Origin of the sequence: Streptomyces sp. (assembly GCF_031178505.1) — a bacterium.
Lineage (GTDB): Bacteria > Actinomycetota > Actinomycetes > Streptomycetales > Streptomycetaceae > Streptomyces > Streptomyces gulbargensis.
Genome location: NZ_JAPSIW010000074.1, coordinates 1 through 15159, shown reverse-complemented (window position 1 = coordinate 15159; position 15159 = coordinate 1). Strand labels below are relative to the sequence as shown.

General features: G+C 71.3%; 14 protein-coding genes. 1 reads left to right on the top strand and 13 read right to left on the bottom strand.

The window, feature by feature from the left end; translation table 11 throughout:
• Window positions 1-112: 112 nt before the first annotated feature.
• From RIF68_RS08590 to RIF68_RS08530, 13 genes are all read right to left on the bottom strand, one after another.
• Window positions 113-1012 (bottom strand): 2-hydroxy-3-oxopropionate reductase, encoded by a 900-nt coding sequence (locus RIF68_RS08590; protein ID WP_309050546.1) that lies wholly within the window; start codon window positions 1010-1012, stop codon window positions 113-115.
• A 48-nt stretch (window positions 1013-1060) separates the two neighbouring features.
• A complete protein-coding gene (locus tag RIF68_RS08585; RefSeq protein ID WP_309050545.1) occupies window positions 1061-2275 on the bottom strand; it encodes an FAD-dependent oxidoreductase in 1215 nt (404 codons plus the stop codon).
• Window positions 2254-3678 (bottom strand): FAD-dependent oxidoreductase, encoded by a 1425-nt coding sequence (locus tag RIF68_RS08580; RefSeq protein ID WP_309050544.1) that lies wholly within the window; start codon window positions 3676-3678, stop codon window positions 2254-2256. Before RIF68_RS08580 ends, RIF68_RS08585 begins: the two co-directional genes overlap by 22 nt.
• Window positions 3675-5771: a molybdopterin oxidoreductase family protein gene (locus RIF68_RS08575; RefSeq protein WP_309050543.1), complete on the bottom strand. Its 2097-nt coding sequence runs from the start codon at window positions 5769-5771 to the stop codon at window positions 3675-3677. The genes RIF68_RS08580 and RIF68_RS08575 overlap by 4 nt, the downstream gene beginning before the upstream one ends.
• A complete protein-coding gene (locus RIF68_RS08570; protein ID WP_309050542.1) occupies window positions 5764-7143 on the bottom strand; it encodes an MFS transporter in 1380 nt (459 codons plus the stop codon). The genes RIF68_RS08575 and RIF68_RS08570 overlap by 8 nt, the downstream gene beginning before the upstream one ends.
• 100 nt (window positions 7144-7243) lie before the next feature.
• Window positions 7244-8065, bottom strand: coding sequence for a PAS domain-containing protein (locus tag RIF68_RS08565; RefSeq protein ID WP_309050541.1), 822 nt, complete (start codon window positions 8063-8065; stop codon window positions 7244-7246).
• 21 nt (window positions 8066-8086) lie between these two features.
• The gene (locus tag RIF68_RS08560) at window positions 8087-8806 is read right to left on the bottom strand and encodes an SDR family oxidoreductase (RefSeq protein ID WP_309050540.1); all 720 of its coding nucleotides are present in this window, start codon (window positions 8804-8806) and stop codon (window positions 8087-8089) included.
• Window positions 8807-8826: 20 nt separating this feature from the next.
• Window positions 8827-9063, bottom strand: coding sequence for a phosphopantetheine-binding protein (locus RIF68_RS08555; RefSeq protein WP_309050539.1), 237 nt, complete (start codon window positions 9061-9063; stop codon window positions 8827-8829).
• Window positions 9064-9086: 23 nt separating this feature from the next.
• A complete protein-coding gene (locus tag RIF68_RS08550) occupies window positions 9087-10241 on the bottom strand; it encodes a cytochrome P450 (RefSeq protein ID WP_309050538.1) in 1155 nt (384 codons plus the stop codon).
• Window positions 10229-10645, bottom strand: a complete 417-nt coding sequence (locus tag RIF68_RS08545; RefSeq protein WP_309050537.1) for a hypothetical protein — start codon at window positions 10643-10645, stop codon at window positions 10229-10231. Before RIF68_RS08545 ends, RIF68_RS08550 begins: the two co-directional genes overlap by 13 nt.
• Window positions 10646-10712: 67 nt before the next feature.
• Window positions 10713-12251: an AMP-binding protein gene (locus tag RIF68_RS08540; protein WP_309050536.1), complete on the bottom strand. Its 1539-nt coding sequence runs from the start codon at window positions 12249-12251 to the stop codon at window positions 10713-10715.
• Window positions 12252-12299: 48 nt separating this feature from the next.
• Entirely contained in the window at window positions 12300-12668 is a 369-nt protein-coding gene (locus tag RIF68_RS08535) for a cupin domain-containing protein (RefSeq protein ID WP_309050535.1), read from the bottom strand.
• Between the two features lie 201 nt (window positions 12669-12869).
• On the bottom strand, window positions 12870-14096 hold the full coding sequence (locus RIF68_RS08530) for an MFS transporter (protein WP_309050534.1): 1227 nt from the start codon (window positions 14094-14096) through the stop codon (window positions 12870-12872).
• Window positions 14097-14357: 261 nt separating this feature from the next.
• Here RIF68_RS08530 and RIF68_RS08525 point away from each other — a divergent pair.
• On the top strand, window positions 14358-15159 hold an 802-nt coding region (locus RIF68_RS08525), incomplete at its 3' end, for a hypothetical protein (RefSeq protein ID WP_309050533.1).

Here is a 15159-nt window from a genome sequence, read left to right as displayed (position 1 = left end):
CCGCAGGTGCACCCCGCCCGCATCCGGTCCGCGGAGGGTGCCGTCGTGGATCCACCCGCTCGGCGCGTGGCCGCCTCCACCTGAGCCGGGACTCCGCCGAAACGCGGGGGCGTCACCGCCCTTGCTGCTGTGTCCTTCCCGCTCCGTTGAGCAGGTCCACACCTCGGAGCAGGGCGGAGTGGTCAAGTTCGGCGTCTCCTCGGGCGACGGCTTCGGCGATGAGTTGCGCCGCTGCGGTGCCGAAGGGGAGTACTGCACCGAGGCCGCGGGCGGTGTCGGTGACGATGCCCATGTCCTTGTGGTGCAGCGCCATCGTGAAGCTGGGGCGGTAGTCGCGTCCGAGGAAGTTGTGCTTCTTGCGGGTCAGCACGTGGGAGCCGGCGAGGCCACCGCTCAGGACGTCGAGGGCGGCTTCGACGTCCACACCCGACTTCTCGAGGAGGACGACGGCTTCGGCGCACGCCTGGATGTTGACGGCGACGATCAGCTGGTTGGCGGCCTTCACCGTCTGGCCGCTCCCGTGCGGCCCGCAGTGCACGAGGGTCGCGCCCAGCGCTTCGAAAACGGGCCGGGCCGCTTCGAAGTCCGCGGCCTCACCGCCGACCATGATCGACAGGGTGCCCTGAACCGCCCCGACCTCACCGCCGGCCACGGGGGCGTCCAGGACCCGGAGCCCCCGTGACGAGGCCCTGCGGGCCAGTTCGACCGAGGCGCGCGGCGCCGTCGTGGACATGTCGACGAGAAGGGTCCCGGGACGGGCGCCGGCCAGGATTCCATCGGGGCGGTCCATGACGTCCGCGACCTGTGGTGAGTCCGGGAGCATGGTGATGACCATGTCGGCGTCCCCGACCGCCTCCCGGATCGAGTCCGCGGCGTGGCCGCCCACGGCACGCAGGGGACCGCTCTTGCCGTCGGTGCGGTTCCAGGCTCGTACGGTGAACCCGGCCCTGGCGAGGTTGACGGCCATGGGGCTGCCCATGGTGCCGAGGCCGATGAAGGCGATGGTCTCCACCTGGGGTCTCCTTCGTGTGCATGAGGTGAGTGGCGGGGGTGCGGGGGGTTACGCGGGCCGGCCCGGCAGCAGGAGCCGCTCCAGGTCCGCGGGCGGTCGGGTGCCGAGGAACGGAGCCAGCGCCATGGGGGAGCCGGTGTGCCCGGCGAGGATGCCGCCCAGGATCTCGCCGGTGTCGGGGCCGAGCAGGACCTTGGCGTAGCGGGCGGTGCCCTCGGAGAACACGGCTTCGACGGCCCCGTCCTCACCGTGCCGGGTCGCGCCGAAGGTGGCGACGTTCACGCCCATGAGCTTGAGCGTGGTGGTGGGGTCGGTGCCGTCGAAGGGTTCGACCTTCTGGCCCAGCAGTTGGCGCGCCACACTCTCGGCCATGCGGTATCCGGGCGCGACCAGGCCGTGGCAGCGCCCTTCGACGGAGGCGCACTCGCCGACGGCCCACACGTGCGGGTCGGCGGTGCGACAGCGGTCGCTCACGGCGAAGCCGCCGCGCTCGCCCCGTTCGAGAGCCAGGACGGTGGCGAGTTCGTCCCTCGGCCTGATACCCGCGGCGAACACCACCACGTCGGCCTCCACGACTGTGCCGTCCCCGAGGGTGACCCCGCTCACGGAGCCGTCGGGGTATCCGTCGACCGACGCGGTCGCGGTGCCGAGGTGCAGCCGCAGACCGAGGTCCGTGACGTGGTGGTGGAGCACCCGCGCCGCGCCCGGGTCGAGTTGGGCCGGCATCAGGTGGGGCGCGGTCTCGACGACGTGGGCGCGCATCCCCAACAGGCGCAGTGCGTTGGCGGCTTCCAGGCCGAGCAGGCCGCCTCCGATCACCACGCCCGGCCGCCCGGGGCGCGCGGCGGCGCGGATGGCGTCGAGGTCGTCGAACGTACGGTAGACGAAGCATCCGGCTCGATCGTGGCCGGGAACCGGGGGGACGAACGGCCGGGATCCGGTGGCCAGGACGAGGGCGTCGTAGGGGATCAGGTCGCCGTCCGCCGTGCCGACGGTGCGGGTCGTCCGGTCGGCCGCGACGGCCGGGCACGACAGGCGGAGGTCCACCCGGGGATCGTTCAGGAAGTCCGGGCCGGCCAGGATGAGGTCGGGCTTGCTCTTGCCGTCCAGGTACGAGGACAGGCCGACCCGGTCGTATGCCGGGTCAGGTTCTTCCGCGAGGATGACGACGCGCCAGGCGGCCTCGGTGTCGAGGGCCAGGAGCCGTTCGGCGAGACGGTGGCCGACCATCCCGTGGCCGATCACGACGAGAGTGCGGGGCATGTCTCCTCCACGAGGTCTCGGGTTCCGCGCGCCCACTGGCCGCACAGTTCCTCCACGGCCTGGCCGCAGCCGCCGCAGCCGGTGGTCGCCCGGGTTCCCGAGGCGAGGGCCGGCACCGTGCGCGCGCCGTCCTGCCAGGCCCGGTGCAGACGCTGCCGCGTGACGTGGTTGCACAGACAGACCACAGGGTCCGCACTCGCCCCGGCGCTGTCCGAGGCCGGCCGCGGCGGCAGGTCGAGCAGCAGCCCGAGCAGGTCGCCGGGCAGCCGCCGGTCGCTCCGGTGCAGCATCCCGATCGTGGCGATGGCCTGCGGAACTCCGAACAGGACGGCTGCGGTGACGTGCTCGTCGCGGACCGCGACGCGGGCGTACCGGAGGCGCGTGCGGTCGGTGAGGGTGATCTGCCGGGTGCCGGGGCGGTCGAAATCGGCGGGCGAGCCGATGCACGACAGGTCCGCCGCGCGGCTGCGTACCCGCAGGATGCGGGGGACGCGCCGGTGGACGGCGGGACGGCCCGTGAGGATCCGGGCGAGGGTGTCGGCCTGCTCGTGGGCCCCGCTGATTCCGATGAGGGTCTGCCCGTCGAACTGGGCGCAGTCGCCGAGGGCGTGGATGCTCGGGTCGCTCGTGCGCAGCCGGTCGTCCACGACGATCCCGGCCCCGACGTCCAGGCCGGCGGCCCGGGCGAGCCGGGTGTCGGGCGTCACGCCCGCGCACAGGACGACGGTGTCCGCGCTCAGCGTGGTTCCGTCGGAGAGTTCGAGGTGGCCGGGCGTGCGGCGTACAGCGGTGGCCGCGCCGAGCACGGTGACTCCGGCAGCTTCCAGCCGGGCGGTCAGCATGCCGCCGCAGACGTCGTCGACGCGGTCGTGCAGGGGGTGGGCGCCCGGGCAGACCAGGGTGACGCCGTTGCCGCGGGCGGCGAGGGCGCTCGCGGCCTCCACCCCGAGGGGCTCGCCGCCGAGCACCACGACGGACCCGCCGTTCATCCGGTCGCAGTCCGCCGTCGTGCGCAGGGTGGTCACGCCGGGCGCCGGACCGCCGCCGGGTTCCCGGAGGCCCGGGACGTCCGGGACGTCGGGCCGGGCTCCGGTGGCGAGGACCAGGGTGTCGTACCGGTGGACGGTCTCGATGCCGTGCCGGTACGCGTACACCCGTTGCCGTTCCCGGTCGATGGCGGTGACCACGGTGCCGAGGTGAACCCTGGCGCCGGGCACGGGCGGCAGGTGCAGGGAGGGGCGGGCGAGCGAGCCCGCGGCGTAGTGGGGGAGCAGGGTGCGGTGGTACGCGGGCTCCGGCTCCTCGCCGAGCAAGGTGAGGCCCGCCTCGTGGCCGTGGTGGCGCAGGCGCTCCGCGAGCCGGTGGGCGGCCGGTCCGTTGCCGATGATCACGACGTCGTTCACGGTGTCGCTCCGGGGACGGGTTCGAGCCTCACGGCGCACACCTTGAACTCGGGCATGCCGCTGCGGGGGTCGAGGGCCGCATGGGTGAACAGATTGGCGCGCCCGTCCGCCGCGAAGTGGAACGGCGCGAAGACGGTGTCCAGGCGCATCGTCGGTTCCAGCCTGACCCGGGCGGTCATGCTGCCGCGTACGGAGCTGACCAGGGCGTGGCCGTGTTCGGCCAGGCCGGCCCGGGCGGCGGTGTCGGGGTGCACCTCGACGTACGGCTCGGGGACGGCGTCGAGGAGTTCGGCGACGCGGCGGGTCTGCGCGCCGGACTGGTAATGGGCCAGGACCCGGCCGGTCGTGGCGTAGAGGGGATAGCCGGAGCTGGTCTCCTCCGCCGGTCCCCGGTGGTCCACTTCGGCGAACCGCGCCAGGCCGTCAGGGTGTGCGAACCGGTCCTGGAAGGGCCGGGGGGTTCCGGGGTGCGGTTCGGGTGTCTCGGGGCACGGCCAGTGCAGCGCCTCCCCGGCGTCCAGCCGCTCGTACGAGATGCCGGAGTAGTCGGCCCTGCCGCCGCGGGATGCCGCGCGCAGCTCCTCGAAGACCTCGGCCGGGGCCACGGGGTAGCGTGCGGCGGGCTGGCCGAGGCGGACGGCGAGGTCGTGGAGCACCTGGAGGTCGCCGCGCACGTGGGCGGGGGGCGGCAGCAGGGCGCGACGGCGCAGTACCCGGCCCTCCAGGTTGGTCAGCGTTCCCTCTTCCTCGGCCCACTGCGTGACGGGCAGCACCACGTCGGCCATGCGGGCGGTCTCGGAGGGGACGAAGTCGGCTACCACGAGGAGGTCCAGGGAGGCCAGCCTCCGGACGACGCGCGCCGCGTCCGGCGCGGAGACGGCCGGGTTGGAGCCGAAGACCAGGAGCCCGCGCGGTCCGTCGTCGGAGCCGAGCGCGTCGAGGAGTTCGTAGGCGCTGCGGCCGGGGCCCGGCAGGTCCTCCGGCGCCACGCCCCACACGCTCGCGACGTGGTTGCGTGCTGCCGGGTCGGTGAGGGACCGGTAGCCCGGCAGCTGGTCCGCCTTCTGGCCGTGTTCCCGGCCGCCCTGACCGTTGCCCTGCCCGGTCAGGCAGCCGTATCCGCCGCGGTCCGTGCCGGGCAGGCCCAGCGCGAGGGCGAGGTTGATGAACGCGGCGACGGTGTCGGTGCCTGTGCTGTGCTGTTCGACACCGCGCCCGGTGAGGACGTACGCGCTGCCGGCGTCGGCGAGCATGTGTGCCGCGCGGCGCAGGGAGCTCACCGGGACTCCGGTGGTCTCCTCGACCCGCTCGGGCCACCAGGCCATCGCCCGGCGAGCGGCGGGCTCGAAGTCCCGGGTGCGGGCCGCGATGTACGCCTGGTCGTGAAGCCCGTCGACGACGGCGATGTGCAGCAGGCCGAGGGCGAGCGCCAGGTCGGTGCCGGGGACGGGCTGGAGGTGCAGGGCGGCCCGCTGGGCGGTGGCGGTGCGGCGGGCGTCGATGACGATGAGTTCGGCACGGTCGAGGTGCTGCATCAGGGGCGGCATGGTCTCGGCCGGGTTCGCGCCGGCCAGGAGGACCGTGTCGGCGGAGCGGAGGTCGGTGACGGGGAAGGGCAGTCCCCGGTCCATGCCGAAGGCGGCGTTTCCGGCGGAGGCGGCGGACGACATGCAGAAGCGGCCGTTGTAGTCGATCTGGCTGGTGCCGAGGGCGAGGCGGGCGAACTTCCCGAGTAGGTACGCCTTCTCGTTGGTGAGCCCGCCGCCGCCGAAGACGGCCAGCGCGTCGGGGCCGTACCGGTCGCGGATCGCGGTGAGCCGCTCCGCCACGGTGTCCAGCGCGGTGTCCCAGGAGGCGGGGGCGAGCCGCCCGTCGCCGGTGCGCAGGAGGGGCTGGGTCAGCCGGTCGGCGGCGGTCAGGAGCTCGGGGGCCGTCCAGCCCTTCTGGCACAGCCGTCCCCGGTTGACGGGGAAGTCGGCCGGGCGCACGGTCACCCCGGTCCCTTCGCCGCCGCTGAGGACGGTGCCGCATTGCAGGGCGCAGTACGGGCAGTGGGTGCCGGCCTTCGGGACGCGGGCGGGCGGTTCAGACACTGCTGACTTCCTTGGTGGTGTTCGGGGCGTGCCGGGTGGCTGCCCGGTCGCGGCGCAGGTAGCGGACGCGGATCAGGGCCAGGCACAGCGCGTAGTAGGCGAGGAACGTGAGGAAGGCGGGGGTTCCGCTGCCGGTTCCGTCGGTGTAGGAGATCTTGAACGCGACGTTGATGGCGGCGCCGCCGAGCCCGCCCACCGTGCCCGCGATCGCGATGACTGCGCCCGACAGGTGGCGCGAGCGGGCGAAGGCGGCGCTCGCGTCGCATCCGGACAGGACCTCGGCCTCGGCCTTCCGGGCGAAGACGGCCGGGATCATCTTGTACGCGGAGCCGTTTCCCAGGCCGCTGAGGACGAAGAGCCCGGTGAAGCCCGCGGTGAAAAGTCCGAAGGACCGCAGATCCGCAGCGACGAGGAGCAGGAGCGTCCCCGCGCCCATGCCGAGGAGGGTGACGAAGGTGACCCGTGCGCCGCCCGAGCGGTCGGCGAGCCAGCCGCCGAACGGCCGGGAAGCGGATCCGAGGAGGGGCCCGAGGAAGGTGTAGCTGACGGCTTCCAGCGGTGAGGCGCCGAACTCGTTCTGGAGCACGAGACCGAAGGCGACGCCGTAGCCGATGAACGAGCCGAAGGTTCCGACGTACAGGGCGGAGATGAGCCAGGTGTCCGGGTCACGCGCCGCCTCGCGCCGGGCTCCGGGCGACGTGCGCACGGCGTCGACGTTGTCCATCTTCCAGGCCGCGAGGAGTGTGACGAACACGATCAGGGGCAGGTAGACGGCCGCGACGTACGAGGGGTGCGTGTGGCCGGCGAGGGAGACGACGGCGAGGCCGACGAGCTGGACGACCGCCACGCCGACATTGCCGCCGCCCGCGTTGAGTCCGAGTGCCCAGCCCTGGTGACGGCGGGGGAAGAGGGCGGTGACGTTCGTCATCGAGGAGGCGAAGGTGCCCCCGCCGACGCCTCCCAGGGCGCCGATCGCCAGGAACACCCACAGGGGGGTGCCGGGCCGCTGCACGAAGTACAGGGTCAGGGAGGTGGGGACGAGCAGGATCCCGGTGGCGAACACCGTCCAGTTCCGCCCGCCGTACCGGGTGACGGCGTAGCTGTAGGGCAGTCTCAGCAACGACCCGACGACGGTGGGGACGGCGACGAGCAGGAACTTCTCTCCGGCGTCGAAGGTGAAGCCGATGTCGGGGTTCATGAAGAGGACGAGGACGGACCAGAAGGTCCACACCGAGAACCCGACGTGCTCGGAGAGGACGGAGACGACGAGGTTGCGGCGGGCGACGCGGCGACCGCCCGCGTGCCACGCGTCCTCGTCCTCGGGGTTCCAGCCGGTGAGCCAGTGGTGCCGCTTCTTGGGCGCTTCGGCCATGGGGGGCTGCTCCAGGGGGTGGAAAGCTCGTGGGCGACGGCCGGGCCCCGGGGCGTGGGAGCCGCCGGGGCCCGGGCCGTCCGGGTGCGGGCCGCCTGGATCAGAAGTCGAGGTCGAGCGCCTTGACCTTGTCGCGCTTGCGGTCGGGGTGGCTGTCGGGGAAGACGAAGCAGCGGGTGTTCTTGAGCTTGTCGTCCTCGACCTTGGCGGTGGAGAAGATCACCACGGGTACGCGCTCGCCCTTGTTGAGGAAGTCCGCTCGGAAGTCGATGATCGGTGCGTCCTCACCCCAGCGGCCGAGGAAGTCCTCCACGACCTCCTGGTCGGCGTAGATGTGCCGGATGTGGTGGCCCACGTAGGTGTCGGGCTGCTCGGTCGCGCCGACGATCGCGATGTCCTTCCAGTTCGCATGGGCGACGGTGCCGTCCTCCTCGATGAGGTGAATGGCCACAGGGCAGGTGTCGTAGTAGGCCTTGATGAACGGGACCGCGTCCTCGCCCACCGGCTGGTACGCCTCGTCGGGGCGGTCGACCTCGGCGATCCACGCGGCGGCGGTGGTGTCACCCTCGCCGGCCCGCGGGGAGGGGGTCGGGTGGGAAGTGACCGGCCGCAGGGCCCAGAAGCCGTACGGGGCGCCGTCGACGTCGCCGAAGCCGACGTTGGCGTAGCCGGCCGGGAAGCGCGGGTGGGCGAAGGTCGCCTCGAGGTTCTCGACGGGCCGGCCCGCGGCGAGCAGGGCGGCGTGGTCGTCGATGCCGAGGGCGCCGGGGAGCTTGGTGCCCGGGGCGGCATCGGCCGCGAGGAGGACGGTGGCGGCCTTGTTCGCGAGGACGACGGCGCCCTCCGCGTCGGTGACGAGCATGCCGGGCGAGGCCCAGTTGAAGAGGTCGAGGAGCTGCTCGGAGGAGGGGTACGTAGCCATGGTGATGTGCCTTTCGGTGATTCAGAGAACCTTGCGGCTGTAGTTGAAGACCTGGCCCGTAGGGCCGTTGGGCGGGAACTCGGCGAGGGAGACGATCCACTCCGCGACGGTGCGCGGGGACTTGAGCCAGTCGGTGCCGAAGCCCTCGTTGATGGCGCGGAGGATCTGGTCGCTCACCTCGCCGTCGAGGCCGGCCATCGTCATGGCGGTGGCCACGGGGCCGGGACGGACCTCGTTCGCCACGACACCGTCGTCGGCGAACTCGACGGAGCAGGCCCGCATGAGCGTGGTCATGGCGGCTTTGCTCGCCGCGTACGCCCAGCGTTCCGGCTTGTAGCCGTTGGCCAGGCTGGCCCCGACGAAGGTCAGGGATCCACCGCCGCCGAGCTTGAGCAGGGGGGTCGTCGCCTGCACGAGGTTGAGGGCGGTGTGCACGTTGTTCTCGTACGCCTCGGCCGCCACGCTCCAGTCGAGCGCGGCAAGGTCGTCCGGGTCCGGTGAGACGCCGGCGTTGACGACGACCGCGTGCACCCCGTGCCGGGTGGTGTCGGCAGCGGAGGAGAGGGCGGCTCGTACGGCTTCGTCGTCACGGAGGTCGGCGAGCAGGTCGACGTACGTTTCCGCGGCGGCCAGCGAGGGGTTGCCGCGCCGGGAGAGGCCGATGACGGTGTACGCGCGGCGCAGGAACTCGGCCGCCACGGCGGCTCCGATGCCGGACGAGGTGCCCGACACCACCGCCACCCGGGGAGTCCCCGATGCCATCAGGCCGCCCGGAAGACGGTCGCGTCGATGGCCTTCAGCGTGCGCATCGACGCGATGTTGATGACGCCCGGGTCCAGCTTCCGACCATGTATGCGCTCCACTTCGATCACCATCTGGACGAACTGGAGGCTGGTGACGGTGCCCGACTCGATCAGATCCGTGTCGTCCTGGATCTCGATCGGCTCGTCGTGAAGGTTCTCGAGCCACGTCCGCAGCTCGGATATCTTGCTGTCCACTGTCTTCTTCTCTCTCTTCTCTCTTACTTCGCGGTGAACCGCACCGCGAAGTCGCTGGGGTGGGAGAACGACTGGCTCGCCACGCCCCTGCGGTCGTGGGTGACGACGATGTCCGCGCAGCGCTCGACGAGGCTCTCGACGAGCAGCGAGAACTCGGTCTTGGCCAGGAGCGCCCCGGGGCACGCGTGTGCTCCGACGGCGAAAGGGATCGATCCCTTCCGGAGCCTGCCGATGTCGAACCGGTCCGGGTGGGGAAAGACCCGCGGGTCGCGGTTGGCGCCGGCGATGGACGCGAGGACGGCGGAGTGGCGAGGCACGCGCGTGCCGCCCAGGGTGAGGTCCTCGCTCGCGAACCGGACGATGGTCTGCACGGGCGGGTACAGCCGGAGCGCTTCCTCGATGAAGTCGTCCCGGACGGCGGGGTCCCGGAGCTCGTCCAGGCCGAACAGGCCGCGGCCCATGCAGTAGACGAGCGACGTGATGAAGGCGCTGCTCGTCTCCGTGCCCGCCAGGAAGAACAGCAGGGCGGTGGACCGCACTTCGCTGTCGGTCAGGGAGATGCCCTTGCGGTCGCGAGTCTGCTCGATGGTCTCCAGCAGGGAGCGTTCGCCGCCCCCGCCGGCGGTGCGCTGCTCCTCGATCAGCCTCAGCAGCTCGGTGACGTTGGTGTGCGTCTGTTCCGTCTCCTCGGTGGGGTAGTCGAGGAGACGGGCGAGCGGGCGGGTGAGGGTGTGGAACCGGTCCTCGAGCGCGGGGTCGATCCCGAGGATCGTGCACACGATCCCGTACGGGACCCGGTGTGCGTGGGTGTCGTAGAAGTCGTCGCACTCCGTGTCGAGTACGGAGTCGACCAGTGCCTCGACGAGTCCTGGCATCAGGGCCCTCTTGTACTCGTCGACGCGCCCGGCGGACAGAATCGGGGCCAGCAGGGCCCGGAAGGCCCGGTGGTCGGCGCCGTCCGAGTCAAGGACGTTCGGACCGAAGGCCCGCGCGCTGGCCTTGAGCGGGTGCTCGGCCACGATGTGCGGGTGGGCGAGGACCTCCTGCACCGCTCCGTTGCCGGTCATGGCGAACACCCCGTCGTCGAGGCGGTGGACGTCCGTGTCCGTGGGCAGGGTCCGGTACCAGTACGGCTGTGCCAGCAGGCGCGCTGGATCCACCGCCGCTACGCCGCCCATGTGACGGTCCCTCCGGCGCCCAGGCCCGCGAGGCCGGCCAGAAGGCGCATGGCGGTGAGCCACTCGGAGTTCGTCAGGCCCATCGAACCGGGCTCGGTGTAGTGGGCGGTGAGGGTGCCGGTGCGGCCGTCGGCCAGGCGAATCGTGCCGTGGAACCGGGCGGTGCCGGAGTCGCCGCCTTCGGCTCCGAGGGTCAGGTCCCCGAAGATGAGGGCGATGTCGCCGGTGAAGTTGCGCCTGATGAGCTCGAAGGCGAGCCTCAGGCGTTCGACGGGGTCGGGCTGGGCCGCGTACCGGTCGAGGAGGGCTTGAGCCGCCTCGAGGACCTGTTCGACACGGCGTTTGCCCTGGATGGAGTCGAGAGCGAGGGAGAACTGTGCTTCCGCACGGCTGTGCGTCTTCAAGGCGGTACTTCCTTGCCTGTGCGCGGAGTGGGGCGCACGGTGAAGGTCGGTGTGAAGAAACGTTCTTTCAGGCCGGGTAGCCGAACCGTGCCGACAGCTGCCGCTTGTCGATCTTCGTGTTCTCCAGGAGCGGCATGGCGGTGACGAAGTGCACCGCGGCGGGCACCATGTAGGACGGCAGGGTGGCCCGGAGCCGGCCGCGCATCTCCGCCTCCGACCCGACCGTGTCGGGCCTTTCGGCGAAGAGGACGATGCGCCTGTCGCCGTCGCGGTCGCGCGGCGCGATGGCTACCGCCCGCTTGCAGCCCAGCGCCAGGGCGGCCACCTCGATCTCGGCCGGTTCGATGCGGTGTCCGGCGACCTTGATCTGGGCGTCCTTCCGTCCGGCGAAGTGCAGGACGCCGGAGGCGTCGAGGCGGCCCTGGTCGCCCGTGAGGTAGACGCGCCGCGACCGGCCGTCGATCGTGACGTCGCGGAAGGCAGCCGCCGTCTGGTCCGGCGCGTTCATGTAGCCGGCCGCGAGACCGGTACCGCCGATGGTGACCTCACCGGTCTCGCCGCGCGCGACCGGCACCCCGTCGCGGAGGATGTGCAGCTCCGTGCCGGGGACGGGCCGCCCGGCGGGAATGCCCGTGGTCGTGACGGTGTCGGCATCGACGATCCGGTGGACCGTGGCGAAGACGCAGGACTCGACCGGGCCGTACCCGTTGTAGAGCTCGATGCCCGGGTACGCGCTCAGCAGCGCATGGCAGCGGGCGGGGGAGGGCTTGTCCCCTCCGAGAAGCAGCGCCCGCAGCCCGGCCAGGCAGCCGATGTCCCCGCCGGCGATCACGTCGTACAGCGAGGGGGTCAGGAAGAGGTGGGTCGCCCCGAAGTCGGCGACGTAGGACCGGATCGCGGGTGGCAGCAGCAGGTCGTCCTCGTGGACGAGCACGGTGCCTCCGCTGAGGAGCATCCCCCACAGTTCCAGTGTGAAGGCGTCCCAGGCGACGGCCGCGGCGTTGATCATCACTGGGGTGTCACCCCAGTCCATGAAGCCCGGCGAGCCGAACAGGCGGGTGGTCGCCCGGTGGGGCGAGAGAACCGCCTTGGGGTTTCCGGTACTGCCGGAGGTCCAGAAGACCGTCGCGGTCGCGCCCGGGTCGACGTCCGGCAGCGCCTCGGCCGGTGCCGGCGCGTCGCGCGATCCCCCGCGGAGGGCGGCCAGGTCGATGTGGTCGATCCCGACCGCGTCCAGAATTGTGGCGCCCGCGGCGTCGGCGAGGACGACGGGAGCGCGCATGTCACGCACGAAGGTGTCGATGCGGGCGGACGGCCATCTCACGTCGAGGATTCCGTATGCCGCCCCCGCCATCAGAATGCCCAGGAGAGCGGCCGGCAGGTCACGCGACCTGCGGGCCACGACGGGGACGATGTCCCCGGGCAGGACACCGCGCGCGATCAGAACCGATGCGATGCGGAGGGACTCGGCGCATAATTCAGAATACGTGAGCCGTTCGCCGGTGGAGACGATCGCCTCCCGGTGCGGGAATTCAAGCGCCACGCGCTCGAATGCGCCATGAATGGTTTCTTCCTTATTCATGTCGCCGTACACACTGCTCGTCATGAAACTCCCCGTAGAACCTTGCCGAGACTTCTGAAACGGCAGGCGGTCTCACTCGTAAATCATCGAGGAGGGGACGAGGGAGCCCGGGGCGAGGTCGAGCCGGGGTGGAGCGGAGAACTCCAGGAGAACCGCTCCCTCCTCCCCGACGAATGTGGCGGTGTGCTTCTTCCGCGAGGGGATGTAGGCCACGTCGCCGGCGTTGAGCTCGTACTCGGTCCCCTCGCAGACGAACCGGATGGAGCCTTCGGTGACGACCACCCACTGCTCGTTGTCGTGCCAGTGGGGAGGAAGGTTCAGGTCACCGGACTGATCGGCCACGACCCTGAGGCAGGACATCTCCTGCCCGAAGGCGAAGCGGCGCGCCAGCGCGATCCCCTCGGCCTTCAGCTCCTCGTGATCCTCCCAGTTTATCTTCATTCTTTTTCTCCTCGCCTGAGTGTGGGCCATGTGGCCACTTGTTGGAAGTGCGGAATGAATCGAGAGCGCCAATCGGGCTGCTTATCGAAGCCGAGCCAGACGCTACGTGATCTTGGGGTGACGCTCAATCGTGTTTCAAATGGTGGGATGACAGTAAAGAGGCTCCCAAGTTCTGGAGACGAACTTTCCAAGCGGGATTGCCTATCTCTTGTCACGGGTAGCGAGGGGCTCTTCCGGAAGGCCCGGCGCGTCCGTGGCCGAGGCGTTCCCCGCCGGGTCGAGAAGGCGGAACGCCAGCAATACGGGAACGACGAAGAGGCCGACGAGCGCATAGAAGGCCGCCCGCAGGCCGCTCGTGTCCGCGAGCCACCCGAACAGCGGCGAACACAGCCCGCCCGCCGCCATCGCAAGGCCCAGGGTCAGACCGCTGGCCGTACCGGGCCGGTTCGGGAGGTAGTCCTGAGCGAGCGTCACCTGTGCGGCGAAGGGCAGGAACATCGCGGTGCCGAACAGGACCGTGCTCACCGCCAGGACCCAGAAGGAGGGTGCCCAGGCGATGCCCGCGAGGGTGGGCAGCGCCAGGAGGTAGCCGAGCCGTACCGCCCTCATCCGGCCGTCCCGGTCACCGATCCAGCCGCCGAGCAGTGTGCCGACGGCACCCGACGCCGTGTATCCGGTGAGCACGGCGGCGCCCGCCGCTTCCGACTGGCCCAGGTCGCGTTGCGCGTGCAGCGCCACGAGCGAAGTGACGGTGACGAAGGGGATGGACCAGCCGATGATGACGGCCACCAGGTGCGAGAAGCGCCGCCAGTCGTCCGCCCGGCCGGCCGTGGCCGCCGCCCCGGGGCGCGCGCCCGCCGGTGCCGGCGCCACCGCCAGGGTGCGTCGGCGCTCCCTGGAACCTCGCAGGAACCACAGGACGGCCATGACCAGGGCCGGGACGGCCAGAAGTGGGCTGGCGGGAAAGCCGAGCGCTCCGATGACCCAGGTCACGAGCGCCGGGGCGATGGATCCGCCGACCGTCCCACCGACCGCGAAAACGCTCATGGCCTTCTGTGAGGAGCCGCCGGCCGCCCGGGCCTGACTGGTGGCGGGCGGGTGATAGGCGGCGATGCCGACTCCCGCCAGGGCGACGAACAGCCACGTGGCGGGATAGCCGGAGGACAGTGCCGCAGCGACCACGCCGAACGCGGCCGTGAGGAACCCGGCCGGTACGAGCCATGTGCGCGGCTCGCGGTCGGACAGCACGCCGAACAGGGGCTGGAACAGGCTGGATACACCGCTCGCGGCGAACGCCAGGCCGGAGACGGCGGCGTAGCTGTAATGACGCTCCGACATCAGGAACGGCAGCATCGCCGGGATGGCCCCTTGGTACAGGTCGTTGACCGCGTGTGTGCCGGTCAGGAAGGCGAGCTTGCCCTTTTTCATAGTGAAACGCCTGGTTCCGTTCTCAGATGTTGATGCTCTGACCTCAGCTACTCAGGTCCTCTGAGGTGTTACCTTAGCGATCACCCGAGCGGAAGAAAACCCGCCACCGGCACGGACGTTGAGGCGAGCGCACGCCCGCGTCCGCGGCCCCGCGGCATCCCTGGGCAGACGGTCCGCCGACCTCGTAGCTCCGTGGCATAGCCATGCCCGTCGCCCAGGAGCCGGGCCCGCCGGGCACCCCACCGGCTCAAGGAGCAAAAGATGACTGTCAAGCCTGCCGTGCGTACCTCGGGAGGGCTCGCGGCGCTCGATGACGGCCCCACCCGCCTTGCCGGGACACTCGAAGAGGTCCTCACCCGATGGGCCCGCGACCTGGGAGCGACGGCGCTGACTCTGCCGCCCCTGCTCCCGGTCGCGGACCTCGCCGCACTCGACGTGTACCGGAACTTCCCCCAGCTCGCCCTGGTCTCCTCGACCCTGGACATCGCCGGCCACGGCAGCGAAGGAATCGAACGGCAGGCGGACGCGGGCCGGTTCGGACCGGCCGTGTTGGCCGCCGCCGACCTCGCGCTGCCGTCCAGTGCCTGCTACGGCGTCTACCTCCACTTCCGGAACCGGCGGACGGCCCCGGACGGCGATCTCGTCAGCGTGATGGGGCAGTGTTTCCGTAACGAGGACCACTACGACGGACTACGCAGGCTCAAGGCCTTTCGGATGCGCGAGGTCGTGGCGCTCGGCACCCCGGACCAGGTCGCGGACCACCTCGACCGGGCGGCGCGCTTCCTGGAGACTCTGGCGGAGGCGCTCGGCCTGCCCCTGGAGCGCCGCGCCGCCTCCGACCCGTTCTACGACCGGTCCGGCTCGCGCGCCGCCTTCCAGCGGGTTGTCCCCGTCAAGCACGAGTACGTCTACCAGGGCACGGCGGTCGCCTCCGTCAACAGTCACTTCGTCTTCTTCGGTGAGCGGTGCGCCATCACGACCGCGGACGGCGCCGTGGCCTCCACCAGTTGTGTCGGCTTCGGCCTCGAACGCTGGCTGCACGCGCTGTCCGATCACTTCGGCG

What these genes read in the sequence shown, in the direction of transcription:
- RIF68_RS08565 (WP_309050541.1), bottom strand. Translation starts at nt 8,065, where the DNA reads ATGGCTACGTACCCCTCCTCCGAGCAGCTCCTCGACCTCTTCAACTGG.
- RIF68_RS08535 (WP_309050535.1), bottom strand. Translation starts at nt 12,668, where the DNA reads ATGAAGATAAACTGGGAGGATCACGAGGAGCTGAAGGCCGAGGGGATC.
- RIF68_RS08585 (WP_309050545.1), bottom strand. Translation starts at nt 2,275, where the DNA reads ATGCCCCGCACTCTCGTCGTGATCGGCCACGGGATGGTCGGCCACCGT.
- RIF68_RS08550 (WP_309050538.1), bottom strand. Translation starts at nt 10,241, where the DNA reads ATGGGCGGCGTAGCGGCGGTGGATCCAGCGCGCCTGCTGGCACAGCCG.
- RIF68_RS08530 (WP_309050534.1), bottom strand. Translation starts at nt 14,096, where the DNA reads ATGAAAAAGGGCAAGCTCGCCTTCCTGACCGGCACACACGCGGTCAAC.
- RIF68_RS08570 (WP_309050542.1), bottom strand. Translation starts at nt 7,143, where the DNA reads ATGGCCGAAGCGCCCAAGAAGCGGCACCACTGGCTCACCGGCTGGAAC.
- RIF68_RS08540 (WP_309050536.1), bottom strand. Translation starts at nt 12,251, where the DNA reads ATGACGAGCAGTGTGTACGGCGACATGAATAAGGAAGAAACCATTCAT.